The sequence below is a fragment of the Pseudomonas sp. R3-18-08 genome, assembly GCF_003852065.1.
Taxonomy (GTDB): domain Bacteria; phylum Pseudomonadota; class Gammaproteobacteria; order Pseudomonadales; family Pseudomonadaceae; genus Aquipseudomonas.
On record NZ_CP027729.1, the window covers coordinates 4,402,626 to 4,428,677 of the forward strand.

Annotated in this window: 26 protein-coding genes and 1 pseudogene; 18 read left to right on the forward strand and 9 right to left on the reverse strand. The window is 59.5% G+C overall.

Translation table 11 applies throughout. From position 1 onward, the window contains the following. Window positions 1-48 precede the first annotated feature (48 nt). The gene (locus tag C4J92_RS20145) at window positions 49-834 is read right to left on the reverse strand and encodes an ABC transporter substrate-binding protein (RefSeq protein ID WP_124405049.1); all 786 of its coding nucleotides are present in this window, start codon (window positions 832-834) and stop codon (window positions 49-51) included. A 42-nt stretch (window positions 835-876) separates the two neighbouring features. Between C4J92_RS20145 and C4J92_RS20150 the strand changes: the two genes are divergently transcribed. After that, complete coding sequence (locus tag C4J92_RS20150; protein ID WP_124405050.1) at window positions 877-1,134, forward strand: hypothetical protein; 258 nt, start codon at window positions 877-879, stop codon at window positions 1,132-1,134. Between the two features lie 395 nt (window positions 1,135-1,529). Here the strand turns inward: C4J92_RS20150 and acs are convergent, their stop codons facing one another. Further along, the gene (gene acs, locus C4J92_RS20155) at window positions 1,530-3,485 is read right to left on the reverse strand and encodes an acetate--CoA ligase (protein ID WP_124405051.1); all 1,956 of its coding nucleotides are present in this window, start codon (window positions 3,483-3,485) and stop codon (window positions 1,530-1,532) included. A gap of 399 nt (window positions 3,486-3,884) precedes the next feature. Between acs and C4J92_RS20160 the strand changes: the two genes are divergently transcribed. From C4J92_RS20160 to C4J92_RS20195, 8 genes and pseudogenes are all read left to right on the forward strand, one after another. After that, complete coding sequence (locus tag C4J92_RS20160; RefSeq protein ID WP_124364059.1) at window positions 3,885-4,154, forward strand: DUF2790 domain-containing protein; 270 nt, start codon at window positions 3,885-3,887, stop codon at window positions 4,152-4,154. Between the two features lie 483 nt (window positions 4,155-4,637). Beyond that, window positions 4,638-5,888 carry a ribonucleotide-diphosphate reductase subunit beta gene (locus C4J92_RS20165; RefSeq protein WP_124405052.1) on the forward strand — a complete coding sequence of 417 codons (1,251 nt, stop codon included), beginning with the start codon at window positions 4,638-4,640 and terminating at the stop codon, window positions 5,886-5,888. 316 nt (window positions 5,889-6,204) lie between these two features. Beyond that, a complete protein-coding gene (locus tag C4J92_RS20170; protein ID WP_124405053.1) occupies window positions 6,205-6,783 on the forward strand; it encodes a Bro-N domain-containing protein in 579 nt (192 codons plus the stop codon). A gap of 99 nt (window positions 6,784-6,882) precedes the next feature. Further along, complete coding sequence (locus tag C4J92_RS20175; protein WP_124405054.1) at window positions 6,883-7,596, forward strand: HNH endonuclease signature motif containing protein; 714 nt, start codon at window positions 6,883-6,885, stop codon at window positions 7,594-7,596. 73 nt (window positions 7,597-7,669) lie between these two features. Next, window positions 7,670-8,317, forward strand: coding sequence for an HAD-IB family hydrolase (locus tag C4J92_RS20180; protein WP_124365199.1), 648 nt, complete (start codon window positions 7,670-7,672; stop codon window positions 8,315-8,317). An 82-nt stretch (window positions 8,318-8,399) separates the two neighbouring features. Further along, window positions 8,400-8,535, forward strand: a pseudogene (locus C4J92_RS27360) (MFS transporter); the annotation flags it as partial. A gap of 54 nt (window positions 8,536-8,589) precedes the next feature. Then, on the forward strand, window positions 8,590-9,537 hold the full coding sequence (locus C4J92_RS20190; protein WP_124405055.1) for a hypothetical protein: 948 nt from the start codon (window positions 8,590-8,592) through the stop codon (window positions 9,535-9,537). Window positions 9,538-9,645: 108 nt separating this feature from the next. After that, complete coding sequence (locus C4J92_RS20195; RefSeq protein ID WP_124405056.1) at window positions 9,646-10,026, forward strand: helix-turn-helix transcriptional regulator; 381 nt, start codon at window positions 9,646-9,648, stop codon at window positions 10,024-10,026. A gap of 75 nt (window positions 10,027-10,101) precedes the next feature. Here C4J92_RS20195 and C4J92_RS20200 read toward each other — a convergent pair whose 3' ends face one another. From C4J92_RS20200 to C4J92_RS20210, 3 genes are all read right to left on the reverse strand, one after another. Further along, a complete protein-coding gene (locus C4J92_RS20200) occupies window positions 10,102-11,553 on the reverse strand; it encodes an amidase family protein (RefSeq protein WP_124405836.1) in 1,452 nt (483 codons plus the stop codon). 198 nt (window positions 11,554-11,751) lie between these two features. Next, a complete protein-coding gene (locus C4J92_RS20205; RefSeq protein WP_177413189.1) occupies window positions 11,752-12,489 on the reverse strand; it encodes a hypothetical protein in 738 nt (245 codons plus the stop codon). 107 nt (window positions 12,490-12,596) lie between these two features. Further along, entirely contained in the window at window positions 12,597-13,655 is a 1,059-nt protein-coding gene (locus C4J92_RS20210) for an MBL fold metallo-hydrolase (RefSeq protein ID WP_124368072.1), read from the reverse strand. A 121-nt stretch (window positions 13,656-13,776) separates the two neighbouring features. Here C4J92_RS20210 and C4J92_RS20215 point away from each other — a divergent pair, with 121 nt between their 5' ends. From C4J92_RS20215 to C4J92_RS20225, 3 genes are all read left to right on the forward strand, one after another. Next, window positions 13,777-14,397 carry a TetR/AcrR family transcriptional regulator gene (locus C4J92_RS20215; protein ID WP_124405057.1) on the forward strand — a complete coding sequence of 207 codons (621 nt, stop codon included), beginning with the start codon at window positions 13,777-13,779 and terminating at the stop codon, window positions 14,395-14,397. 211 nt (window positions 14,398-14,608) lie between these two features. Continuing rightward, window positions 14,609-15,928 carry a PAS domain-containing methyl-accepting chemotaxis protein gene (locus C4J92_RS20220; protein WP_124405838.1) on the forward strand — a complete coding sequence of 440 codons (1,320 nt, stop codon included), beginning with the start codon at window positions 14,609-14,611 and terminating at the stop codon, window positions 15,926-15,928. 74 nt (window positions 15,929-16,002) lie between these two features. Continuing rightward, window positions 16,003-16,518 (forward strand): DUF1003 domain-containing protein, encoded by a 516-nt coding sequence (locus tag C4J92_RS20225; RefSeq protein ID WP_124371623.1) that lies wholly within the window; start codon window positions 16,003-16,005, stop codon window positions 16,516-16,518. On the opposite strand, the gene C4J92_RS20230 is transcribed toward C4J92_RS20225, so the two are convergent. After that, window positions 16,515-17,399, reverse strand: a complete 885-nt coding sequence (locus C4J92_RS20230; protein ID WP_124405058.1) for a LysR family transcriptional regulator — start codon at window positions 17,397-17,399, stop codon at window positions 16,515-16,517. The two genes, C4J92_RS20225 and C4J92_RS20230, sit on opposite strands and share 4 nt — an antisense overlap. Before the next feature lie 79 nt (window positions 17,400-17,478). Here C4J92_RS20230 and C4J92_RS20235 point away from each other — a divergent pair, with 79 nt between their 5' ends. Both C4J92_RS20235 and C4J92_RS20240 read left to right on the forward strand, forming a co-directional pair. Continuing rightward, window positions 17,479-18,186: a CTP synthase gene (locus C4J92_RS20235; RefSeq protein WP_124405059.1), complete on the forward strand. Its 708-nt coding sequence runs from the start codon at window positions 17,479-17,481 to the stop codon at window positions 18,184-18,186. Further along, on the forward strand, window positions 18,183-18,506 hold the full coding sequence (locus tag C4J92_RS20240) for an antibiotic biosynthesis monooxygenase (RefSeq protein WP_124405060.1): 324 nt from the start codon (window positions 18,183-18,185) through the stop codon (window positions 18,504-18,506). Before C4J92_RS20235 ends, C4J92_RS20240 begins: the two co-directional genes overlap by 4 nt. Before the next feature lie 533 nt (window positions 18,507-19,039). On the opposite strand, the gene C4J92_RS20250 is transcribed toward C4J92_RS20240, so the two are convergent. Continuing rightward, window positions 19,040-19,363 (reverse strand): DUF2025 family protein, encoded by a 324-nt coding sequence (locus C4J92_RS20250; RefSeq protein ID WP_124364078.1) that lies wholly within the window; start codon window positions 19,361-19,363, stop codon window positions 19,040-19,042. Window positions 19,364-19,595: 232 nt separating this feature from the next. On the opposite strand from C4J92_RS20250, the gene C4J92_RS20255 reads away from it, so the two are divergent. From C4J92_RS20255 to C4J92_RS20270, 4 genes are all read left to right on the forward strand, one after another. Beyond that, window positions 19,596-20,747: a glycerophosphodiester phosphodiesterase family protein gene (locus C4J92_RS20255; protein ID WP_124405061.1), complete on the forward strand. Its 1,152-nt coding sequence runs from the start codon at window positions 19,596-19,598 to the stop codon at window positions 20,745-20,747. Between the two features lie 91 nt (window positions 20,748-20,838). Then, window positions 20,839-21,144, forward strand: coding sequence for a PepSY domain-containing protein (locus C4J92_RS20260; RefSeq protein ID WP_124405062.1), 306 nt, complete (start codon window positions 20,839-20,841; stop codon window positions 21,142-21,144). A gap of 148 nt (window positions 21,145-21,292) precedes the next feature. Next, entirely contained in the window at window positions 21,293-22,315 is a 1,023-nt protein-coding gene (locus tag C4J92_RS20265; protein ID WP_124364081.1) for a transporter, read from the forward strand. Between the two features lie 189 nt (window positions 22,316-22,504). Then, window positions 22,505-24,121 carry an inorganic phosphate transporter gene (locus C4J92_RS20270; protein WP_124368081.1) on the forward strand — a complete coding sequence of 539 codons (1,617 nt, stop codon included), beginning with the start codon at window positions 22,505-22,507 and terminating at the stop codon, window positions 24,119-24,121. Between the two features lie 49 nt (window positions 24,122-24,170). On the opposite strand, the gene C4J92_RS20275 is transcribed toward C4J92_RS20270, so the two are convergent. Then, the gene (locus C4J92_RS20275; RefSeq protein WP_124405063.1) at window positions 24,171-25,145 is read right to left on the reverse strand and encodes a biotin-dependent carboxyltransferase family protein; all 975 of its coding nucleotides are present in this window, start codon (window positions 25,143-25,145) and stop codon (window positions 24,171-24,173) included. Further along, a complete protein-coding gene (locus C4J92_RS20280; RefSeq protein WP_124405064.1) occupies window positions 25,142-26,020 on the reverse strand; it encodes an allophanate hydrolase subunit 1 in 879 nt (292 codons plus the stop codon). The genes C4J92_RS20275 and C4J92_RS20280 overlap by 4 nt, the downstream gene beginning before the upstream one ends. Between the last annotated feature and the right edge of the window lie 32 nt (window positions 26,021-26,052).

Consider the following 26,052-nt stretch of genomic DNA (forward strand, 5'->3'; position numbering starts at 1 on the left):
CAGAGTGTTCTGTTGCTTGCGCCATTTCGGACAGACAGCTGCGACTATTTACTTGGCATCAGCGCCGTAAATATCGAAGTCGAAGTACTTGTCCTGGATCTTCTTGTATTCGCCGTTGGCGCGGATCGCGGCAATAGCGGCGTTGATGCGCTCCAGGTTTTCCTTGTCGCCTTTGCGAACCGCGATGCCTACGCCGTCGCCGAAGTATTTGACGTCGGTGAACGCGGGACCTGTGAACGCGTAGCCTTTGCCGGCGTCGGTTTTCAGGAAACCGTCCTGCAGCAGGGTGGCGTCGGCCACGGTGCCGTCGAGGCGACCGGCTTGCACGTCCAGGTAGATTTCGTTCTGGGTGCCGTAAGGAACGATGGTGGCGCCCTTCGGAGCCAGGACTTCCTTGGCGAAACGGTCATGGATCGAACCACGCTGCACGCCGATCTTCTTGCCTTTCAATTCATCCAGGCTGTCGCTGACGGCAGTGCCTTCCTTCATCACCAGGCGAGCTGGGGTCAGGTAGTAGCGGGTGGTGAAGTCCACGGATTTCTTGCGGTCTTCAGTAATGGACATGGATGACAGGATCGCGTCGATCTTGCGCACTTTCAGCGCCGGGATCAGACCGTCGAATTCCTGCTCGACCCACGTGCACTTCACGTCCATCTGCTTGCACAGGGCGTTACCGATGTCGTAGTCAAAACCGACAATGCTGCCATCCGGCGCCTTCGAGGCAAACGGAGGGTAAGCGGCTTCGATACCAATTTTCAGCGGTTTGCCTTCAGCGAAAGCCTGCATGGACAGCACGGACAGCGCCAGGGCGCCCAACAGCACGAGTTTCTTCATCTTGGGACTCCATCGGTATAGGGCAAAACAGCAGTATGAGCCATGGCCCACGATGCGGCGAAGGTGAAACCGAAAGCGGTGCAGCGTCCTGCGCCAGTGCGTGCCAGCGACGACGAGCGAGTGATCGGCATTCTAACGACAGGCTGGAAGCCGATATTTCCTCAATGCGACAACAATTTACAGAAGCACCGAGAAAGCGGTTCCAACTCATTGACAGTCTCTGAATTTTATGCAGAGACAAAAGATATTAAACCAGCTGATGCTGCAAATTGCGGGCCTATTATTCGCAAACCCTTCTAGCACGGCAAGTGTGGCGTTTAATCTTATTTCAAAGGGTGTCTGAAACGCGGTTTTTAGGGGGACAAGCGTAGCGCTTTGCCTCAGGTTTGGGTGATGGGTTACACATTCCGGAGTATCGGTAACATTCAGAAACGTCCTATGTAATAAACCGATATTTATTGGGCTGGGGCTTATGCAGGTGTGTAAGACCCTGCCCATATCCCCAATAAAATGCAGTCCAAAATGTGGGAGGGGGCTTGCCCCCGATGGCGGTGGATCAGTTGGCATATTTAGCACTGAACCACAGCAATCGGGGGCAAGCCCCCTCCCACATTGGATTTGTAGTGATTTCGAGATCCCACAAAAAAGCCCCACCCGGCTCACACCGAGTGGGGCTCTTTCCCACCAATCCCGCCTTACGCGACGTTCATGGTCTTGTGCGTCTCGATCAAATGCGCCACCACCCCTGGGTCGGCCAGGGTGGAGATATCCCCCAACCCGTCATACTCAGCCGTGGCAATCTTGCGCAGAATCCGTCGCATGATTTTCCCCGAACGCGTCTTCGGCAAACCCGGCGCCCACTGGATCACGTCCGGTGAGGCAATCGGGCCGATTTCCTTGCGCACCCAGTTTTTCAGCTCCAGGCGCAATTGTTCGGTCGGCTCTTCGCCACCGATCAAAGTGACATAGACATAAATGCCCTGCCCCTTGATGTCATGCGGCACGCCGACCACCGCCGCTTCCGCGACTTTCGGGTGCGCGACCATGGCGCTTTCGATCTCGGCCGTGCCCATGCGGTGGCCGGACACGTTCAACACGTCATCCACACGCCCGGTGATCCAGTAGTAGCCATCCTCGTCGCGCCGCGCACCGTCGCCGGTGAAGTACATGCCGCGGAAGGTCTTGAAGTAGGTGTCCACAAAACGGTCATGGTCGCCAAACAGCGTACGCGCCTGGCCCGGCCACGAATCGAGGATCACCAGGTTGCCCTCGGCCGCGCCTTCGATCAGGTTGCCGAGGTTATCCACCAGCGCCGGCACCACACCGAAGAACGGCCGCGCCGCCGAACCCGGCTTGAGCGCATGGGCGCCCGGCAGCGGGCTCATCATGTTGCCGCCGGTTTCGGTCTGCCACCAGGTGTCGACAATCGGGCAACGGGATTGGCCGACATTCTTGTAGTACCAGTCCCAGGCTTCCGGGTTGATCGGCTCGCCTACCGAGCCCAACAGGCGCAGGCTGCTGCCATCGGCGCCTTCGCAGGCGGCGGTGCCCGATGCCATCATCGCGCGGATCGCGGTGGGTGCGGTGTAGAGGACATTGACCTTGTGCTTGTCGACGATCTTCGCCACCCGGGTGATGTCCGGATAGTTCGGCACACCTTCAAACAGCAAGGTGGTCGCGCCATTCGCCAGCGGGCCGTAGACAATATAAGTGTGGCCGGTGACCCAGCCCACGTCCGCAGTGCACCAGTAGATTTCGCCTGGGCGGTAGTCGAACACGCGCTCATGGGTCAGGGCCGCATACAGCAGGTAGCCGCCGGTGGTGTGTTGCACGCCCTTGGGCTTGCCGGTGGAACCGGAGGTGTAGAGGATGAACAGCGCTTCTTCGGCGCCCATCTCTTTGGGCGCACACACGGTGCCCGCCACTTTCATCAGGTCTTCGTACCAGATGTCGCGATGCTGGTTCCACTTGATCGTGCCATTGGTGCGCTTGCACACGATGACCTTCTGGATGCTGCTGGTTTCCGGGTTGGTCAGTGCGTCATCGACGTTGGCCTTCAGCGGAATCTTCTTACCAGCGCGAATACCTTCGTCGGCAGTAATCACCACCTTCGACTTACAGTCGATGATGCGACCGGCCAGGGCTTCCGGCGAGAAACCGCCGAACACCACGGAATGGATCGCACCGATGCGGGTGCAGGCGAGCATGGCGACCACGGCTTCGGGGATCATCGGCATATAGATAGTCACCACGTCGCCGCGATGCACATCCTGGCCGCGCAGGGCGTTGGCGAATTTGCAGACTTGTTCATGCAGCTCGCGGTACGTGATGTTGCGGCTCTCGGCAGGGTCATCGCCCTCCCAGATGATGGCGATCTGGTCGCCACGCTCGGCGAGGTGACGGTCCAGGCAGTTGTAGGAAACGTTCAGGGTGCCATCGGCGAACCACTTGATGTCGACATGGTGATCGTCGAACGACGTCTGCTTCACCGTGGTGAAAGGCTTGATCCAGTCAAGACGCTTGGCTTGCTCGCGCCAGAAACCATCGGGATTGACCACCGATTGCTGGTACATCGCCTTGTAGGTCGCCTCGTCGGTCAGCGTGTTGGCTGCTACTTCGGGGCGAACGGGGTACAGGGAAGCCGCACTCATCTTTCTTACCTCGGTGACATAGTTGTTGTTGTATGGCCCCTGTTGTAGCCGGGGTGGGCCTATAGAACCATTCGACGATGGTAGTAACAAGACCCTACAAATTACCCAGCTATGCCCCGCTGCCGCTCTGGCCCGCGCCCCGTGGCGCTTCGCGGGTTTCTGAAAAAACCTTCATCGGGGGATTGTTACAAAAACTGCCAAAAGTGTTTATCAAAACCACGGGTATATGAATATAAGCCGCAGGCCTAGAATCAACCCCGTCAACACGACACCGAGATTAACACCGCAACAGCCCCCACGAAGGCAACGTTAATCCGAACTTCCCAACTCTCAAGTTACACACGCGGCCTCACATAGGGCCCCGTGACCCCTTTCGCCCTGAAGAAGGTAAATAGAGAAATGAAAGCGTTATTAGTTTTAGCCCTCAGCAGCCTGTGCGCCACCGCCGCCCTGGCCGACGAAGCCCCGACCGAGCTGGCTGGCCAGAACGCCCCGATTGTTGAGGACTATACCTACAGCACCCACTTGGACGTCGCTAAAGTAGTCTCCATGAGCAACATCCCGGAAGTATGCGAAGTTGTACCGGCGAAGATGGAATATGAAGATTCCCAAGGTCAGCGTCATATTCTTAATTATCATGTAATGGGTAATGGTTGCTCTAACGGCTGATTATTGGTTAGTGGATTCTTGTTCGCCGCAAGAAATCGTTCTTGCGGCAAAGAGCCGGTCCTTAATCCACCGCCCTCCCCTCCACAAAAAAACATCCCACCGCCCGTCAAAAACTTCCTACCCCGCCAACCCCCTGCAAACCCTCGCCCTGGCCCAAATAGCAGCCTTTTTGTCCGCTCACCGGGACAATCCGCCACAACACAAACCCGAATTTTTCCCTATAATGCGCGGGTAAATCGGGCCTGCAATATCCCTTTACACAGGGACGAAGAGCCAGACCTGAGGCCTCCGCTGGAGCAAGCCCCCGCCGCTCCGCACCTCAAGCCTCATGCAGAACCCGTAACCCAATTGCGTTTAATGCCTGCGCTAGCTGCTGCAACAAACGATTCCTTAAGATCCACCGCGGCCCGAGGGCCGTGTGAACACCCAACCATCCGGTTTCACACGGGCACCTTTGAGCCCTCACGCAGGAGACGACACGTCATGCTGAGCTGGGACGAATTCGACAAAGAAGAAGAAAGCGAAGTAGCCACCAAAGGCGCCAACGCCGGCCACGCCACCGAAGCCAACATGGACCGCCTCGACGGTGCCGGCGCTGCCGCCGCCATCGAAGCCCGCGCCGTCACCGCCAATGACTCCGCCGCCATCGTGCGCGCCAAGGCCGCCCTGGACAAACTCGACGTCGCCGAAGGCCTCGCCGAACTAGAAGGCGCCTCCGCCCGCGTCGCCGTCGACGAAAAACGCATGATCAACTGCCGCGCCGACCTCAACCAACTCGTGCCCTTCAAGTACGACTGGGCCTGGCAGAAATACCTCGACGGCTGCGCCAACCACTGGATGCCGCAAGAGGTCAACATGACCGCCGACATCGCCCTGTGGAAAGACCCCGAAGGCCTGACCGACGACGAGCGCCGCATCGTCATGCGCAACCTCGGCTTCTTCTCCACCGCCGACTCCCTGGTTGCGAACAACCTGGTGCTGGCCGTGTACCGCCTGATCACCAACCCGGAGTGCCGCCAGTACATCCTGCGCCAGGCCTTCGAAGAAGCGATCCACACCCACGCCTACCAGTACTGCATCGAATCGCTGGCCATGGATGAAGGCGAGATCTTCAACATGTACCACGAGATTCCATCGGTCGCGAAGAAAGCGGCCTGGGGCCTGAAGTACACCCGTTCGATCTCCGATCCGAAGTTCGAAACCGGCACCGTCGACACCGACAAGGAACTGCTGCGCAACCTGGTCGCCTACTACTGCGTGCTGGAAGGCATCTTCTTTTATTGCGGCTTCACCCAGATCCTCTCCATGGGCCGCCGCAACAAAATGACCGGCGTGGCTGAACAGTTCCAGTACATCCTGCGCGATGAGTCGATGCACCTGAACTTCGGTATCGATGTGATCAACCAGATCAAAATCGAAAACCCGCACCTGTGGGATGCCGAGATGAAGGAAGAAGCGACCCAGATGATCCTGCAAGGGACCCAGCTGGAGATCGAATATGCGCGCGATACCATGCCACGCGGCGTGCTCGGCATGAATGCAGCGATGATGGAGGATTACCTCAAGTTCATTGCTAACCGTCGTTTGTCGCAGATTGGGTTGAAGGAAGAGTATCCGGGGACGACGAATCCGTTCCCTTGGATGAGCGAGATTATGGATTTGAAGAAAGAGAAGAATTTCTTTGAGACTCGGGTGATTGAGTATCAGACGGGTGGGGCGTTGAGCTGGGATTGATTCCTAAGTTAAGCAACCTTGAGAAGCCCTGACTTGTTCAGGGCTTTTTTATGCGCTTATGATCTGAATAGGAACTGTCTTACGCAAGGATCATCCACAAAATGATTGATGCGAACTTCGATACTGATAGCCTCGTCCGCCGGTGCCTAAGAAACGCCCAACGTAGACGCTAGCCCTGATCGCACAGCAGAAATCCACCTGATCTTTGGTCATGGGGACGTGATGCTGCATGACGGGCAAGCCTGTTGGAGTTTCTTGAATCCGCTCTCTACGTTGGGCCCTGGCCCTCCTGAAAATCACGTAGAGGTCATAGGAAATGCCTAACCAATATCTGCTCGACTTACCGACGGCCAAGAATGCAGTAATACCTGAGCCTTCTATTGCCGTCGTGTTCACCAGACATCATCTTCCCCTACACGCCCTCCTTTTAGAAAACCAACCGTGGCTCTGTGCGCGCGACCTCGGGCGCTTGATGGGTTACTGCCTGGATGAAAGAACGACTCGTAAGCTCGATGCCGATCAACGGCAATACTTGAAATTGCTGTTCCACGGTCAACCGGAAGAGATGCTGATGGTCAGCGAGTCCGGTGCATATGCACTGCTGGTCTATCACTACGCCCCAGAGAACAGGCTGTTACGGAGTTGGCTCACTCATGAAGTCGTCCCGACGTTGCGTGACGAGCACCAACCCCGAACGGTGGAGCGACCGCTACTGAGCATGCTGGATTGGCCTGAGATGTCGTTGCACCTGCTGCACTGGCAGGATGAAGGCTGGATTCGCCTTCGAGACATGCCGTATCTGTTGGTCAATCGAACCTATCGGAAAGAGTCCGCAAGGACTTCATGGTGGCGCAAGGTCACTCAACCTTTCCGAATGAAGCAGCGAATCTACTAACTCTGACGACCGCCGAATCCTACCAATGCGTAGGAAATTTCGTAGACGCAATAATGGCTACTCAGTATCGTCCGAGGGTTTTCTACCCTCGGCGGCTGTATGGATATTACGAAAGACAAAACGGACTTGAGCGACGCGGAGCTGGCAGCTGCGGTCGAGGCATACCTAAAGATGTTGGCCTGGGAAAAGAATGGCCACCCTTTCAACAAAGCCCTCGAAAACCGCCTTCTACGTGAAGGCCCAGTGGCAGGCCGCGCGAAGGGCTCCATCGAATTTCGCATGCAAAATATCTCAACCGTTCTGGTACGTATGGGCAGGGACCGCATCGAAGGCTATAAGCCTGCGAAGAACGTGGGCACAGGCGTGGAGCAACGCATCCGCCAAGCGCTGGCCGCGCAGGGTGTATTCGAATCCGAAGACGCTGCCCAAACAGCAGACGAGCAAATGCTTATCCGCCGCGCGTCCAAACTGCAGCAACAACCTTTCACTAAGCTACCGGACGGCATTGCCCAGCCGCAGAAGGTCTCGACCATCAGCACCGCTTTTGTTCGCGACCCAAAGGTACGCGCCTGGGTACTGAAAGAGGCCGAGGGCATCTGCGAAGGCTGCAGCTCTAACGCGCCGTTTGAGGTCGACGGTTTGCCATTTCTTGAAGTACATCACGTCAAGCACCTGGCCCAGAAGGGTTCGGATCGCATCACCAATGCTGTAGCCTTGTGCCCCAATTGCCATCAGCGTTGTCACCGGTCGAGTGACCGGGAGGCGTACACCGAAGGGCTTTACGCCAAAATCGGAAGATTGGCACGGGAGTAGACTCCTGCTGTCACACCTGATGCACATTCAAAAAAATATTAGATAGGACCGAGGCCAACCCGTGAACCCAGACATGCTCGAAGCCGGCCCCGTTGACGCCAAAGTACTTTCCGTCTTTGACTTCGACGGCACCCTCACCCACCACGACAGTTTCGTGCCCTTCCTCAAGTTTGCCTTTGGCACCGGCGCGTTTTATGGCCGGATGGTGAAGCTGGCGGTGCCGGGGCTGCGCTTTTTGGTGCGGCAGATCAGCCGGGATGAGTTGAAGGCGCAGTTGATTCGCACCTTTATGACCGGGGTGGAGAAGGCGTGGGTGCAGCGCAAGGCCGAGGAGTATTGCCAGCGCAATTGGGCGCGGTTGATGCGCCCGGCGGGCGTGTTGTCGGTGGAGCAGGAGTTGGGCTCGGGGGCGGTGGTGACGCTGTGTTCGGCGTCGCCGGCGTTGGTGTTGCAGCCGTTTGCCGATCGGCTGGGGATCCGCTTGATCGGCACGGAGCTTGAGGTGGTCGACGGGGTGTTGACCGGTAAGCTCACCGGGAATAATTGCCGCTGTGAGAATAAGGTGCTGCGGCTTGAGGCGGTGTATGGGGATTTGGGCGAGTATCGGCTGCGGGCCTGGGGCGATACGCGCGGGGATCGGGAGTTGCTGGCGGCGGCGCAGGATGCGCATTTTCGGCATTTTCATGCGAAGAAGAAAAGGCGGGCCCGGTTGCAGCGGTGATGCGGGCACAGGGGTGGCTGGGAGGGTGAGGTGATCCCATCGGAGCCTCGCTAAAGCTCGACACCTCCCACATTTGATTGTCATCGGTCCGTTGATTTGCGTGTACCTGCTGATCAACGCCGCGCCGGCCAGCATGTTTTATGCCTTGGCGGCATTGACCGCAGCCGGGGGGAACACTGTGCTTCCTGAGTGGGCGACGGGATGCAAGTTCTTGCTGATATTTGCGCAGGTTCTCGCTATTAATAGCCAAACCTCCCACGGACCCGAGCCCGATGAAATTCGACACGGCCTACAGCCTGAGTCTCGATGACAAACTGTCAATCTATGACGTACGAGACCTGAATTTCGACGAAACCGCCGACTTCGATTCCGAGAAGGAGCGCTTTCTCTGCCCCAACGATGTGTGCCGTGCGGCGTTTGATACGGGCAATACACTGAGCACCTTCAACGCAAAAAACGTCACCTACCAGCGCACGCCGCATTTCAAGAACAAGACCAGCACCCGGCATATCGACGGTTGCCGTTACGCCAGCACCCATAAGAGCGCAACCGGTGAAAGCGATGACGAGCGCGAGGAAAATTTCCCGTCGGAGTTTGTGCTCACACCACGTCAATACACACGTAGGAGCCCCCTGACAGGCGCCGAGAACGTCGCCCTGCAAGACCCGGTGAAAACCCCCGCAGATCGCGTCTCCACATCCCACGCCAACAACGACACCACCCCGGATAAAACCAGCGTATTCGCCCACCCGGTGGAATGCTACGTGTCGAATATCGACGACAAGGACAAGCTCAAATCAATGCCGTTGAAAATCGGCGAGCACACGGCGACGTACTGGACGTTTTTCAAGAAAATCGAATACCTGCAAGACAACCAGGGCCTGATCTATTGGGGCAAGATCAAAGCCATCAAGGACTACACCAACAGTGTTCGCATCGATTTCGAAAAGAAGGTATGGCTCGACAAGAAGCCCTACTCCGTCAACGTCTACCTGAGCAAGAAACTGCTCGATAGCTACCGCAAGCGCACGGCATTCCTGGCGCAGATCAAGGCTGCGGCGGGCAGCGAACGACCGTTGTATTGCTTTTTCTATGGCGTGACGCCGCAGCTCAAGCAGGTACCGAGCCAGAAGAACCCCGAACAGACGTTCGGGGTATTCAGCGCGAATATTGAAAACCTGGATCATCTGATCATCCGGGAGGCGCCGGGGATGGAGTAAACGCACACTGAAAAACACCACCCATTGCCCTGAGTTGATGAGCGGTACAAACAACTGTATAAAAACACAGTATAGTTGTGCCTCCCCTGTCGAACCTGGAGAAATCCCATGTCCTCTCTGGCAATGAGCTCTTACGTAGAACAGCAGATCGTCCTTCATCAATTCACCGCCAAACACTGCGCCCAGGCGCGCATCATGTTGGGCTGGAGCCGCGAAGAGCTGGCCCGCGAGGCCGGCGTGGCGGTGCAAGCCATTCAACAATTGGAAAGCCACGGCGACGTGGATGATGACACTCGATTGGCCCTGGCATTTTGCCTGGAAGCGCAAGGGCTGGTGTTTTTCCCGGGGTTCGCACCGGGGTGGGGGATGAGTAAACGCCGGTTCGACAGCATATCGGCCGAACCGGCGGCGCCAGGCCTCCTCTCTCGGTTGCTGGGCTCACCCGCTGCATCAAATGAGTCACCCACTCCCCAACCGAATGGTGCGTAGAGTCCAGCCTGATCAGCGGCAACGCAATGGATTAACCCGCTTTCATGCTGCTTTCACGCAGAGGCTGAATCACATTCAGACGTTGCCTGCAGGCTCCTCAACCGCCTTATCTGCCATTACGGGTGCTGGCGTAAAGGGGGCGCCAGGGCGGAATGCCGGCTGTTTAATCGCCCGTGTGGCTTGCTCATAAACATAGGCCGCCGACAGCACTGTGGCATCGTTGTTAGCCGACCCGTAAAGGTAAAGCGCCGTTGGCATCCCCTCATCATCCAGCCCGGACGGAACGGACATTCCCGGGTAACCTGCCGCAGCGCTGAAAAAATAGTTGTTTGAGAGGAAGTTCGACACCATCGCATCGAGCCTGTGCTTGTTCATCGGATCATCGATGGTTTTCTGGAAAACCGGAATGACGGCCGCCCACAGCTTATCGCGCTGGTCCTGAGTGCTCACCAGGCCATTGATCAGCTCCAACAGTTTCTGGTCGGGCTCACCGGGCTGCTGGTGACGCTTATTGAAAGCAATAAGCTCCGAAAGCGATTTGACAGGCAAACCCTCGCGCCCGGCGAGATACTCTTCCAGTTGGTGCTTGACGTCTGAAAATAATGCTTCGTTGTAATCGGCGTAGGTTTGCTCAGCGACGCCATCCTCCAGCGTTCCCACGGGCACCAGGATCGCACCTTGAGACTTCAACACCTCAAGCGCATCCGCGTAATGCTTACGGTCCGCCCGCTTCGCGGGGTCTTTGGCCTCCTCTACGGACAATTCAGGCACAGGTGTGTAGCCAATTCGCTTGCCTTTCAAGGCATCGGAGCGCAGTCCCTCGGTGTAAAGCGTGGTCTCGGTCATGGCGTTGAGCGCTTCTGCCGCATCGCAGACATTGCGCGTGAACGTGCCAATCGTATCCATGCGTGAACTGGTCATGACACCCTTGGTGCTCAGCAAGCCCACAGAGGTTTTCAAGCCAAAAACGCCGTTGTAGGCCGCGGGAGTAGTGATCGATCCGTTGGTTTCCACCCCTAACGCCAGCGGCACATGCCCTTGGGCAACCGCTACGGCAGAACCTGAGCTCGAACCCGCTACCGCCCCGCCCAGGCGATGCGGGTTCAGCGTCTGGCCGCCTCGGGAGCTCCAGCCATCCACCGGTAATTCAGAGCGGAAGTTCGACAGCTCGCTCATGTTGGTTTTACCTACAACCACCACGCCGGCCTTCAGCAAGTTGTCCACGACCTTGGCATTTTGAGTGGCGGCCTTGCCCACCAGAGCCTTGGAACCGGCACTTGTCTGCATACGGTCCTTGGTTTCGAATACATCCTTGAGCGCGATCGGAACGCCGTGCAAATACCCGCGCACCTGGCCTTTTTCACGTTCAAGGTCCAGAGCCCTGGCTTGCTGGAGCGCATCCGGGTTGGTTTCTATGAACGCGTTACCGCCCTGTAGCCCATGATCAATATTGGCAATTTGTCGGAACGTGTCTTTCACCAGCGATTCTGAGGTGACCCCGCCGCGGCTGGACATCTCCACAGCCATTTGACAGGCGCCCTTGAAGCCCTGCGGCAGATTTGAAAGCGCTTGCAACAGGCCTGTCGCCCACCCACCTGCCGAAACTGGTCCGATCATGGAAATACCCCTAATTGACTGAAAGCGAGCTATCGGCCGATAACCCAACACGAGTCTAAGAGGCTGTTCCGGCACCGCTATCCAGGCGAATCCTGCTGCCCGGTATGATCATTCCGTACCCGTCGTAGGCGCGACAGGTGATAGTAGCTGGCGGTAAGTTTGCAGCAGGACCTGCACGCGATCAGCCGCCCAACGGGCCCCGTAAAACCAGAGTTGGGTGCCATCCTCCAGTGCCTGACAGGCGCTGGGGTATCCACTTCTGCGCGCCGCATGAAACGCCGCACTCTGAGCGTCTGACACCAGGGCATCCAAACGATGGCTGGCCACGAGCGCATCGATGGCCGTACCGGATTCGAGAGGGTCGTCCGTACGCTGCGCGTCCACTGCGACTAATTGCACACCCGCTTGGCCAAGGATAACGAAGGCACGGTGCAAGGTTGCACGCTGGTCCGTGGGTTCAACATGCCCACCGCGTACGTAGCGGATGGCATAGCCGATGCGCCACCCCGCCAGCACAGGGGAGGCAGTAAAAGCGCTGTTGTTTTGCACCAGGGGCACTTCAACCATCACGGGCCCAGTGGGGTCGACACCACTGAGGGCAACCAGTGATAACGCGGGGTCTCGTGTGGGCTTGATCATTGGAGGCAAGGCGTTATAGCCGGGTATGAGTACCGTCCCCTCAGCGCGTCCGGCACCGAAAACGATAGCACCGGGGCTGGCGTTATCGGTTCGCGTCTGGGTGACGGTTGAAGAACCAGGATCGGCATGCTCGCCTGATACGGCGAGCGACGATGCTGAGAGGCACGGCATGCCCAATCGCCAGAGTTTCTTGCAGTCCTCGTTCATTGCAACGCCCCTCGAAATTAACTTTCCGACGGATCATCGCACTCTCTTCTGACGTTTGTCGCAGAGCCGAAACACCCTGAAAAACACCTTTTTTACAGGCTCTTCAGCTAACCCGCAGCCTGTTCTTTCACATCCTGAGTCTCTACCTCCAACCACCACGCATGCCCTCGTTCGGGCTGGTTGAGCCGGAACGCTTGCCCCATCGCCGGCGTAGTAATCGACACGTTGCGCTCCCAGGCCAGCGCCATGATGCGGTCGAACGGCTCGTGCCAGGCGTGAAACGCCAGGTCGAACGTACCGTTATGAATCGGTAGCAACCAGCGGCCCCTGAGGTCGATATGCGCCTGCAATGTTTGCTCCGGCTGCATATGCACATGAGGCCAGTCGACGTTATAGGCGCCGGTTTCCATCAGGGTCAGGTCAAACGGTCCGTATTGCTCGCCGATCCGCTTGAAGCCGTCGAAATAACCCGTGTCGCCGCTGAAAAAGATCCGCCGCGCGTCATCGATCATCACCCAGGAACACCACAGGGTCTGATTGCCGTCAAACAGGCCACGCCCGGAAAAATGCTGCGCCGGCGTGGCAACAAAACGAATGCCATCGACCTCGGTGCCCTGCCACCAATCCAGTTGCCGCACCTTGGCGGCGTCCACCCCCCATTTGACCAGGGTGTCTCCCACCCCTAAGGGCGCAAGAAAGTACCGCGTCTTGGCGGCCAATTGGATGACCGCCGTGCGGTCGAGGTGGTCGTAGTGATTGTGGGAAAGGATCACCGCTTCCAACGGCGGCAACTCCTCCAGGCTGATCGGGGGTTGGTGAAAGCGCTTGGGGCCGGCCCAACTGAACGGTGAGGCGCGTTCGGCGAACACGGGGTCGGTGATCCAGAATTTACCGCGCATTTTCAACAACACGGTTGAATGGCCCAGGCGGAACACGCTGTGATCAGGGGCTGCCACCAAATGCTCGCGGGTCAGGGGTTGTACCGGGATGTTGCCCACAGGCCTTGTGGTGCGCGGCTTGTTAAACAACATGTTCCAAAAGATACGCAAGGTCTTGCCAAAGCCACCGTGGGGCACCGGCGCGTCGTTGGTGAAATGCCCCTGGTCGCGCTCGGCAGGCCTGGGCGCAGTGGATGTCGGGCCAACACGTGTTGAAATCGTAGCCATTACAGAGTGACTCCTGCGTCCGCTCATAAATTACACTGCACAGTGTAGTTTCTACATTGCAACAAAACCCGAAGCAAGTAAACTGCCGAGTGTAATTTCATTTTTGAGCCGAACGCCTTCCATGACTGCCTCCCAACGCCTCACCGACCGTAAACGCGAAGCCATCGTGGCAGCGGCCATCGCCGAATTTCGCGAGAATGGCTTCGAGGTCACCAGCATGGACAGGATCGCCGCCACGGCCGGGGTTTCCAAGCGCACGGTCTACAACCACTTCCCCAGTAAAGAAGAGCTGTTCGCCGAAATACTCCACCAATTGTGGGCCAGCAGCGCCGCGCAACTGGATGTGGCGTACAGCCGCGACCAACCACTGCGCAATCAACTGCGTGGGTTGCTGGAAGCGAAAATGAAGATGATGGCGGATGCCAACTTCCTCGACCTGGCACGCGTGGCCATCGCGGCCACCATTCATTCGCCGGAACGCGCCCAAGACATGGTCAACCGCTTGAGCGAGCGCGAAGAAGGCTTTACCCAGTGGGTTCGCGCCGCCCAGGAAGATGGCCGCCTCAGTTGCAGAGACCCGGCGTTCGCGGCTCACCAGATACAAAGCCTGCTCAAAGCCTTTGCGTTCTGGCCGCAGATCACCCTTGGCCAGCCTACCCTCGACGCAACGTCCCAGGCTCATGTGATCGAATCGGCGATTGATCTGTTCCTTGCAGGCTATGAGGTCAGTCCGCCGCAGTAGCACAATGCCGCCATTGGTCGCCTCGCTAGAAATGTGCCGCCCCGAAGGCGAACTTCCTGGCAGGCCGATCACTCTGAACCCGTTGTTCCACCCCCCTCTGTCAGCACAAGGAGCTGGCAATGAGCAAGTCAACCGTGAGGCCCAGGTGCCCTACGGGGTCAGGCGCATTTACATGGATCCCTCATACGCATGCCTGCTCGAGCTTCCGATCATGCTATTCAACGCTTACAAAAAAACCATCTCCGCCTTGCAACACACTACTGCGCAACAGGCCAGCCTGCTGGACGCCATCGAGCGCTCGATGGCGGTTATCGAATTCGATGTGCAGGGCACGGTGCTGCGCGCCAATGACAATTTCTTCAAGACCTTGGGCTACCGCGCCGAACAGATCCTGGGCCAGCCCCACCGGATGTTCTGCACACCGGCGTTTGCGCGCAGCGCCGACTACAACCAGCTGTGGACACATCTGCGCAACGGCCAATTCCAGTCCGGCACCTTTGAACGGGTAGGCGCCAACGGCGCATCGGTGTGGCTGGAAGCCAGCTACAACCCGGTACGCGATGAAGCCGGTCGCGTGGTCAAAGTGGTGAAGTACGCCATGGACGTCACCCCCCGCCTGCAAGCCGAAAGTGAAGCGAATGCCAAGCTGCAAGCCATCGACCGCGCCATGGCGATGATCGAATTCAACCTCGATGGCACCATCATCACCGCCAATGCCAACTTCCTGCAGCGCATGGGTTACAGCCTGGCGCAGATCCAGGGCAAGCATCACCGCCTGTTCTGCACCCCGGCGCTGGCCAGCAGTCCAGCTTATAGCGAGTTCTGGAAGCGCCTGAACCAGGGTGAACTGTTCAGCGGCCAGTTCGAGCGGGTGGACAAGCACGGCAATACGCTGTGGCTGGAGGCCAACTACAACCCGGTGTACGACGCCAGCGGGCGCCTGTGCAAAGTGGTGAAGTTCGCTTCGGACGTTACGGCCCGTGTGCAACAGCATGCGGCCGACGCGCAAAGCGCTGCGCAGGCTTATCACCTGTCGCTGAACACCCAGGACATGGCCGAAAAAGGCGCCGAGGTGATTCAGAAAACCGCCACCGGCATGCGCGACATTGCCGTCGATATCGACGCCTCTTCGCAACTGATCGCCAAGCTGGGCGAGCGCTCGCAACAGATCACCACCATCGTCAACACCATTCGCGGCATCGCCGACCAGACCAACCTGCTGGCCCTCAACGCCGCCATCGAAGCGGCCCGCGCGGGCGAGCAAGGCCGTGGCTTTGCGGTGGTGGCCGATGAAGTACGCCAATTGGCGGCGCGTACCAGCGGCTCCACGGCGGAAATTTCCGGCATGATCGCCATGATCCAGGACGAAACCCGCCAGGCCATCGACAGCATGGACGCCACCCGCGACCGTGCGGCCCAGGGCGTGGAACTGGCCAACCAGGCCGGTACGGTAATCCTGCAGATTCGGGAAGGCACCAGCGAGGCGGTACAGGCGGTGAGCGCGTTTGCCAACGAGCGGGGCAACCGCTGACGGCTTCTTCATGTGCGGGCCGAGGGCTGGGTCTATAGTGCGTGATGCCTCACGCCACCGACTCGAGTCCCGCCATGACCGATAAACCTGACCCAACCCCTGTCGACCCCTTGCGCTTCCACCGACATCACGCCCACCTGGCGCCAACCTTCGGCAACGATACCTTTGCCCTCAAGGCCGAAGCCTTTGCGCGGTTCTTTGGCACACCGACCTTCCTCGGCGCGCAAACCGCCATTGTGGTGCTGTGGGTGGTGCTGAACGCGACCGGCATCACCCACTTCGATGTATACCCATTCATCCTGCTCAACCTGGCCTTCAGCCTGCAATCCGCTTACGCCGCGCCGTTGATCCTGCTGGCCCAGACGCGCCAGGCTGCGCGCGACAAAGCCCAGTCCGACGCCGACGCACAACACCGCGAAGCCCTGGCCACCGCCAACACCGCCCGCCAGGCCCAGGCCGCACAAACCACCAAACAGTTGCTGGAGCTACTGGAACAGAACACGCGGCTGACGGAAATGACTAAACAGCTGACCGAACGGATCGAAACCCTGACGTGCGAAATACATGAGCAATTTGTGCGCAAAACCTAATTGCGCAACCCGCTTACATGTCGCCCCAGCTCATCAAACAGGGTCACCACTGAACGCAACGCCCGGCAATCAGGGCGCGTCAACAGCCATAGTGCAGTGTCATGCCCTGCCAGTGCGGGGCCCAGTGGTTGCAAGCCATCGCCTATCAGAAAATCCGGCAGCGCCGCCACCCCCAGCCCGGCGCGCACCAACTCGGTCACCGACTGCATGCTGTTGCAACGATAACCGGGACGCACGCCCGGCAGATGCTCACGGCGCCAGGCCACCGTGGGGTGCTCGGGCAAAAAGTCGTCCGGCGTGATCCAGGCCAGGTCAGCCAGCTCCTGGCCTGCATGCCGACGCGCATAGTCGGCGCTGGCGCACACCTGATACGTCACCGTCCCCAGGCAACGTCCGACAAGATGCTCCGGCGGCTTGCTGGTCAGGCGCAGCGCGATATCGGCATCGCGGCGGCTGAGGTTGGCGAAATCATTGGAGGTGCTCAACTCCAGGATCAACGCCGGATAATTCGCCATGAACCCGGCCAGGGCCGGCAGCAGCAGACCTTGCAGCACAGCGTCGGTGCAGGTCAGGCGCACCGTGCCGCTGATCACTTCCCCGCCCTGCTCCACACCGATGCGCGCGGCCTCCAGGGCAAGTTCTGCGCGCTCGGCCTGTTGCGCCAAGTGGGTGGCCAACTCGGTGGGCAGATAACCAGCACGGTTTTTTTCAAACAACGTCTGGCCAAGGGCAGCTTCCAGGCGCCGCACCGCCCGGAACACGGTGGACACATCCACCCGCAGCAGCCCGGCGGCCCGCGCCAGGGTGCCGCCGCGAACCAGGGCGAGGACCAGCGACAGGTCGTTATAGTCGACTTGATAGTGCACGGCTGCATTGAGCATGTGGGCAAATGCCAATATTGATTGCGTGAGCGCCAATCTATAGTGCCGCTGAGGACACCACAAGCCATGGGATCACACGATGAAAGACGCCCCGCTGCACCTCGCTCTGATCGGCGATTACAACCCTGACGTGATTGCGCACCAGGCCATTCCCGTGGCGCTGCAACAAGCAGCCCAAGTCTTGAAGCTGAGCGTCAAGGTGCAATGGCTCGACACCGACACCATCACCGCCACGGCCTCGCTGCACGGGTTCGACGGTTTCTGGTGCGTGCCCGCCAGCCCGTACCGCGACACCGAAGGCGCACTGCGAGCCATCCGGTTCGCCCGCGAACAGCGGCGACCTTTCCTCGGCACTTGCGGTGGTTTTCAACATGCGATGCTGGAATATGCCCGCAACGTGCTGGGCTGGGCGGATGCCGAACACGGCGAGTTGGTACCGGGCGCTAAACGTGCCGTCATCACGCCGTTGAGTTGTGCGTTGGTGGAGGCCGACGACACCGTGCGCCTGGAGCCCTACACCCGTATCGCGCAAGCCTATGGCAGCCTGGACATCCACGAAGGTTATCGGTGCCGCTACAGCATCAACCCCGCGTTCGCTCATGCACTGCTTGAAGGAGCAATGATTGCCAGCGGTCACGACGCTGCAAACGACCTTCGAGCGGTGGAGCTGCTGAACCACCCCTTTTTCGTCGCCACCCTGTTCCAACCCGAACGCGCCGCCCTCAAAGGCATCACGCCGCCGCTGGCGATTGCCCTGCTCACGGCGTGCCAGGAGGCCTCGGCATGATCGCCAAGACACCGGCGGCGCCCTACTACGCGGTAATCTTTAGCTCACTGCGCACCGCTGGCGACCAGGGCTACAGTCAGGCCGCCGCGCGCATGCTGGAACTGGCGCATGAACAGCCGGGATTTCTGGGCGTGGAATCGGCGCGGGAAGAAGGCCTGGGGATCACCGTGTCTTATTGGAGCAGCGAAGCGGCGATCCTGGCCTGGAAACAGCAGGCCGAACATCAGCAGGTGCGCGAGCAAGGGCGCTCCCTCTGGTACACAGCGTTTCATACCCGCGTGTGCAAGGTGGAGCGGGCTTATAGCTTCCACACTGAATGATTGTGCGTCTGCAAAATGCATAGGTATCTACACAAGTTTGTAGCAGCGGCCCACGGTAACCACGATGCGAAGCGAGTCGCTCTTGATCTGGCTCTTGATCTTAAGCGCCCCGTTAAACCACGCTGGCCGTAATCCGATAGTGATTTGGGGGGTAAACCGGCAGGGATGCCGGTTTAGCCGCCCCGCGCCATGGATGGCGCGTGGCGGCGGCCCCCCAAATCACTGTCGGATTACGGGCACACCGAGCCTAGGCGAGGTGCCGAGTGGTGGGGCAAGAGCCCTTTGGTTACTTTGGGGCTCTTTTCCAAAGTGACCCGCCGTCAGGGCGGAACCCTAAGCCGCCGTTACCGCAGCAACGGATATGTACTCGCTCTGATCCAACATCCTGGTCGGCCCTGAGGCCGCCATCGGGAGCAAGCCCCCTCCCACATTTTGGTCGCGGGGCGTCAGTTAGAAATGCATCGGCCCCGAGCCTCACAGGTTCAGGACCACGCCAAAGTTGTGTAGATACCTACGCTGCAAATGGCCTGCGCTTAACTGACCAAACTACGCACCGCACTGATCTGCGGGATCTCAACCCGGCGCATATACACCCGCAGCGGTTCGCTGATGTTGATGCGATCGTCAATGTTTTGTGCGAGCAGCAACTGAATGCGCGCGCGGGACAGGATCATGCTGTGGTCGGCAGCCGGTTCCCAGACGAACTCGGCTGTGGGGATGATGCCGTCATCGGCCACGTCCATGCCGAAGGCATCTTCGCTGAAACGTACGATGTACTGGCCCGTCTTGCGGTTCAGACCGACAAAACCGTGGAGTTGGTCGGCGGCCTGGCAGATAAGTTCGGAAGTGATGCGCATGGTAAACCTCACTGAAAAGTCCTACTGGGACTGGAAAGATGGTTTACACGCGTGGCAGAAAATACCGTCCTCTAACGGGGCAGCTTCGGCCAAGGGTACTGCAATGCATCACAAAAAAACCGACAAAATTGGCCCGCGCGCACGTTAATGTCGGTTTGGTGATAGCGCCTTTCGCAATCAATTGTTAAAAAGGACACCTTCTCAAAGTTACCTTCACGAAAGGACTTCGCATATGCCTGTCACGTTAACCAACGGCCCGGTACCCGCCACGCTAGGGAGTGCCTTGCTGCTGGCGCTGATGCTCGGCCTTGGCCCTGCACAGGCTGCCGACCCCATCAGCCCGGCTGAATTGGCGACAAACGAAGGCATTCCCTACCCTGCCGTGATCGCCCACCGTGGCGCCTCCTATGACGCTCCCGAGTCCACCGCCGCCGCTTACAAGGTCGCGCGCGACCTGGGCGCCGACTATCTGGAGCTGGACCTGCAGCGCAGCAAGGACGGCGTATTGTTCGCCCTGCACGACAACAACCTGCAACGCACCACCGACGTGGCAACCAAGTTCCCCGAGCGCAAAGACGCGCCGGCCAACGAATTCACCTGGAAAGAGCTGCAAACCCTCGACGCAGGCAGCTGGTTCAACGCCGCCTACCCGGACCGCGCACGCCCTGGTTTCGTCGGCCTGAAAATCCAGAGCCTGGATGACATCATCAAGATCGCCGAAGGCAATCCGCAACACAAACCCGGCTTGTACATCGAGACCAAGGAGCCCAAGCAATTTCCGGGCATCGAGGCCGACCTGAAAAACAAGCTGCTGGACAAGGGCTGGTTGAGTTCCGCCGGCTCCAAGCTGGGCAAGAGCAACACCGGTGTCGGCCAAGGCAAGGGCCGCGTGGTGCTGCAAACCTTCGAGGTGGCCAGCCTGAAAGAACTGCAGAGAGAAATGCCCAGCACGCCGAAGATCCTGCTGTTGTGGGTCGGTGAAGGCAGCATCGAACCGAAGTCCAAAGTGCCCTTCGCCGAATCCGGCGAGCCGACCAAAGCTGCCTATTACGCCAAGCAGGAACCGAAAGACGCGGCCGAGTTCGAAAAATGGGTCGACCAGGCCAAGAGCCTCGGCGCCATCGGCACTGGCCCTTCGGCGGAGCTGACCGACCACGGCGACCAAAGCTACACCGACCTGGTCAAGCCTGAAATGAACCAGCTGACCCACGACAAGGGCCTGCTGGTGCATGTGTACACCGTGGATGAACCGGTGGATTTCGACAAGGTGATGAAGGCCGGCGTCGATGGCATCTTTACCAACCGCGCTGCCGAACTGCTGAAGTTTTACAAGCGCTGGCCGTCGTCCAGCGTGCAGGACCTGCTGAGCGACCATAAGTACTGAGGCGTTTGTGGCAGTCAGCCATTAAGCATGAGTTAAGTTGCGCCGGTTAATCTGGCGCCACTTAAACAGTTCAACCAGAAGGACACACACCATGAAAACCTTGACCACTCTGTTCGCCGCCACTGCCCTGACTCTGACTGCCGGTTTGGCACAGGCTGATGTTCGTCCGGACCAGATTCCAGGCCTGCTCAAATCCGGTGACGTGATGGCGTTTGAAAAACTCAACGATGCCGCCGTCGCCAAGCATGCCGGCGCCACCATCAACGACACCGAACTGGATCACGAAGCCGGCAAGCTGGTCTACGAAGTGGACCTGACCGACACCACCGGCAAGAAGTGGGACGTGAAGCTCGACGCCAAAACAGGCGCCGTACTGGAAGACAAGCAAGACACCTGAGTTAAAACTCAAAAAACGCGCCACCTGCAGGTGGCGCGTTTTTTTATGGGCGCTCGCCAAACCGTCACATAACCGTCATCGCACCTTGCAATGATTCGCGCATGCGAACCTGTGAAACGTCCTACAGGCGCTTTGTCTGCGAGCCTCCATGAACCACAGCATCGATCACGCCCATCAGGATCCCGATCTGTTTGGCCTGCTTTACGGTTTCCGCTTTCTGCCCGGCGAAAAGGGCGAGCAGATTGACTCGGCCACCGCGCTTGCGTACCTGCAACAACCCGGCGATCCGCAAGCATTTCTCTGGCTGCACCTGAACCTGGCCCACGCCGCCTGTGAGCGCTGGATGCAGGCCCACCTGGAATTGCCCGAAGAGTTTTTCGAAGCATTGCACGAAGGCTCGCGCTCCACGCGCATCGAGCACGTCGATTCCGCCCTGTTGGCGGTGGTCAACGACGTGGTATTCAACTTCAGCAGCATGGTGTCGTCGGATATTTCCACGTTGTGGGTGTGCGCGCGCAGTCGCCTGCTGATCAGTGCGCGCCTGCAACCGCTGCATTCGGTGGATAAATTGCGCTCGTCGGTGAAGGCCGGCGAGCGCTTCCGCTCGCCGCTGGAATTGCTGGTGCACCTGCTGCGCGACCAGGGCGAAGTGCTGACGCAAATCGTGCGCAAGACCAGCCTCAGCGTCGACCAGATCGAAGACCAGTTGCTGTCCTCGCGCCTGTCCACCAACCGCGCCGAACTCGGTGCCGCGCGCCGCGTGCTGGTGCGTTTGCAACGCCTATTGGCGCTGGAACCGGGCTCGCTGTTGCGCCTGCTCAACCGGCCGCCGCAATGGCTGCAAAAGGAAGACGTGAAGGAGTTGCGCAAATCCACCGAAGAGTTCGCGCTGATCATCAACGACCTGACGGCCCTGGGCGAGCGCATCAAATTGTTGCAGGAAGAGATCGCCGCCAACCTCAACGAACAGAGCAACCGCACCCTGTTCACCCTCACGGTGGTGACGGTGCTGGCGCTGCCGATCAATATCATCGCCGGTTTTTTTGGCATGAATGTGGGCGGGGTACCGCTGTCCACCGACCCGGAGGGCTTCTGGATCCTGGTAGCGTTGGTGGCGACCTTCACCTTGATTGCCGGGCGCTGGGCATTCAGGAAGCGCAAGGATTACTGAATGACGATCGTTCCCACGCTCCCGCGTGGGAATTCAGCCCGTGACGCTCTGCGTCCCCGTGCGCGGTTTTGGCGGTGCCTAATAGACCAGCGGCACCCGCATATTCCTTAAACACTGACCTGCCGCAGCATCTCTGTAACATTCTGCAATGATCATGGGCGACATCCTCATCACACTGGATGCTCCGGCATGGCCACCCCTTCCCTGACTGCCTCGCCCCACGCCTCACCCACCGCCTCCACCCCCCGCCTGGACACCAAGCCCGGCCTGGTGACGGTGATCATGTTCTTCGCCGTACTCGCCATGGGCCTGTTGTTCACCGCCTATAGCCTTATGCATGACATGCACGAACTGGGCACGGTGGTTACCACCTGGACGCCGTTCCTGCTGCTCGGCGTGGCGCTGTTGATCGCCCTGGGCTTCGAATTCGTCAACGGCTTCCACGACACCGCCAACGCGGTGGCGACGGTGATCTACACCAACTCGCTGCCGCCGCATTTTGCGGTGGTGTGGTCGGGCTTTTTCAACTTTCTCGGCGTGCTGCTTTCCAGCGGTGCGGTGGCGTTCGGCATCATCGCCCTGCTGCCCGTCGAGCTGATCCTGCAGGTGGGTTCATCGGCCGGCTTCGCCATGATCTTCGCCCTGCTGATCGCCGCGATCCTGTGGAACCTCGGCACCTGGTGGCTGGGTTTACCGGCGTCGTCGTCCCACACCCTGATCGGTTCGATCATTGGCGTGGGTGTGGCGAATGCCTTGATGCATGGCCGCGACGGCACCAGCGGTGTCGACTGGAGCCAGGCCACCAAAATCGGCTACGCCTTGCTGTTGTCGCCGCTGATCGGCTTCGCATTTGCCGCCTTGCTGTTGCTGGCCCTGCGCGCCTTCGTGAAAAACCGCTCGCTGTATAAAGCACCCCAAGGCGATACGCCGCCGCCATGGTGGATTCGCGGCATGCTGATCGTCACCTGCACCGGTGTCTCGTTCGCCCACGGCTCCAACGATGGGCAAAAAGGCATGGGCCTGATCATGCTGATCCTGGTGGGCACCCTGCCGATGGCCTACGCGCTGAACCGCACCATGCCCGCCGACCAGTCGCTGCAATTCGCGGCGGTCGCCGAGGTAACCCAGGCCGCATTGGTGAAGGCGGTGCCGCAGCCGGCACCCGCCGACTCCCGCGCAACCTTGTCGACCTATGTGCGCACCAAGGAAGCCACCCCGGAATTGGTGCCCGCCCTCGCCGCAATCACCGGCCATATCGGTGCCGAGGTCAAAGGCTATGGCTCCCTGGCCGCGGTACCGGCTGAAGCGGTGGGCAACGTGCGTAACGACATGTACCTGACCAGCGAAACCATTCGCTTGATGGACAAGGGCAAGGTCGGCGGTTTCGACGCCGACACCCAAGACAAGCTGCAGCTGTTCAAGCAACAGATCGACAGCGCCACGCGCTTCATCCCCCTGTGGGTCAAGATCGCGGTGGCCATTGCCCTGGGGCTTGGCACCATGGTCGGCTGGAAGCGCATTGTGGTGACGGTGGGCGAAAAGATCGGCAAGACCCATCTGACCTACGCCCAAGGCGCCTCGGCCGAAACCGTGGCGATGCTGACCATCGGCGCGGCCGACATGTTCGGTCTGCCGGTGTCGACCACCCACGTATTGTCATCGGGTGTGGCGGGAACCATGGTAGCTAACGGCGGCGGCTTGCAGATGCGCACCATCCGCAACTTGCTGATGGCCTGGGTGCTGACGTTGCCGGCGGCGATTGTGTTGTCGGGCAGCTTGTACTGGCTGTTCACCCAATTGTTCTGACACAGCACGGTAATGTGGGAGCCAGCTCCCACATTGGTGTTGCTGTGTGTCAGAGGCTGAAGAGTCCAGCCATCGCCTTGAGCCGCTTCTTGTAAATCCGCCGCGCCTCCAGGGCTTGCTCCAGGGTGACCGCGACAAAGCCCGCCCGCTGGTTCGGCTGCATCTGCCCGATCAGGTCCAGGTCGGCGCTGATCACCGTGCCGATCATTGCATAGCCGCCGCCCGACACCGCATCGCGATGCAACACGATCGGCTCCAGCCCGGCGGGCACCTGGATTGAGCCGATGGGGTAGCAACTGTCGACGATGTTCGAAGGGTCGGAACCCGCGCCAAACGGCTGTTCCCGTGGCTGGAAGCTCAAGGCGCTGCCGCCTTTGAAGCGATAGCCGATGCGGTCTGCCTCCGAGCCCACGGTCCAGGGTTCAGCGAAGAAGCTGCTTTTGGCCGCTGCCGTCAGCCGCTCGTAATACAGCCCCGGCACCACGCGCAAGGTCACATCGCCGCCGACCGATTGGCGCAAGGCCATCGGCAGGCTGTTGCCCGCCCGGCCCTTGCCGCTGGCTTCGCCGACCGGCAGTTCATCGCCTTCCACCAGGCGCCGCCCATGAAACCCGCCCAGCGCACCGAGGGTGTAAGTGGAGCGACTGCCAAGCACCAGCGGCACATTGATGCCACCAGCCACTGCCAGGTAAGTGCGTGCGCCGGCCTTGGGGAATTCGAACCGCAGCACTTGCCCGGCGCGCACCTGGAATGCGGTGTCCTGGTGCACCACTTCGCCATCCAGGCGCGGCGACATCAGCGCGCCACACAACGCCACCAGCCCATCGCGCTGGAACTGCAACTGCGGGCCGATCAAGGTGCATTCCAGCCCCGCCGCGCCGATCAGGTTGCCCACCAGATGGTTGGCCGCGTTCAATGCGTATTGGTCCAGCGCGCCCGATGGAGGAATGCCCAAGTGGTAATAGCCTTCACGGCCAAGGTCCTGCACCGAAGTGGCAAGACCGGGTTTGAGGATCTTGATCATGCCAGCGCCTCCTGCAGGATTTTCGGATAACCGATAGGGTCGGCGAGAAATGCATCGAGGGAAAATTCCACCGGGCGGATGCGCAGGTCGAAACGTCCTGCATCCACCTCGGCCACCGCCAGGTCATAGGCTTCACGGTCGATGGGCTTGAACTGAACGATATCGCCGGGACGGAAGAACACCATGTGTTCCTTGAGGTACGCCAGTTGCTGCGCCGGGTCGTAGATCGGCGCCGGGGTCACGCCGAACATCTGGTAACCACCGGCGCCGCGTACCGAATAAATGCAACCGAAACAGCCGCCGTGGCCGAGGGTCAGTTTTGGCGTGTCGGTGCGCGGGCGCAGGTATTTGGGTACCTGCAGTTGCCGCTCGCGCTCCACCATCTGGAACATGAACGGCAGGCCGGCGACAAAACCGACCATCGACACAAACCACGGCGCGCCACTGTGGGCCGCGACAAAGGCGTCCACGTCCGCCAGGCCGTTGATCCGTGCGGCGTACTCCAGGTCGGTGCCACTCGGATCTTGGTGACGGTCGCGAAAACGCATCAGGGTTTCATGAGTCCAGGGGTCGTTGTACAGCACCGGAATCTCGATGATCCGCGTGTGCAGGGTGCGCTCGGCCACGGCCAGGCCTTCGGCGCTTTGTACCGCGTCGAGCAGCACCTGGGGCGCGATGCGGTCCGGATCGAACCGGATCTGGAACGACGCATTTGCCAGACACACGTCCAGCACACCCTCCAGCGCCAAGCGCTCTACCGCGCGGGTCACGGCCATGCCCTTGAAAAAGGCTTGCAGGGACATGCTCTCGCTGACCTCGGCAAACAGGTGCTCATCACCGCCAAAGCTGTAGCGGATCGGGGAAGATTCAGCCATGTCTGTTCCTCTTGGAATCATTGTAGAAAGGC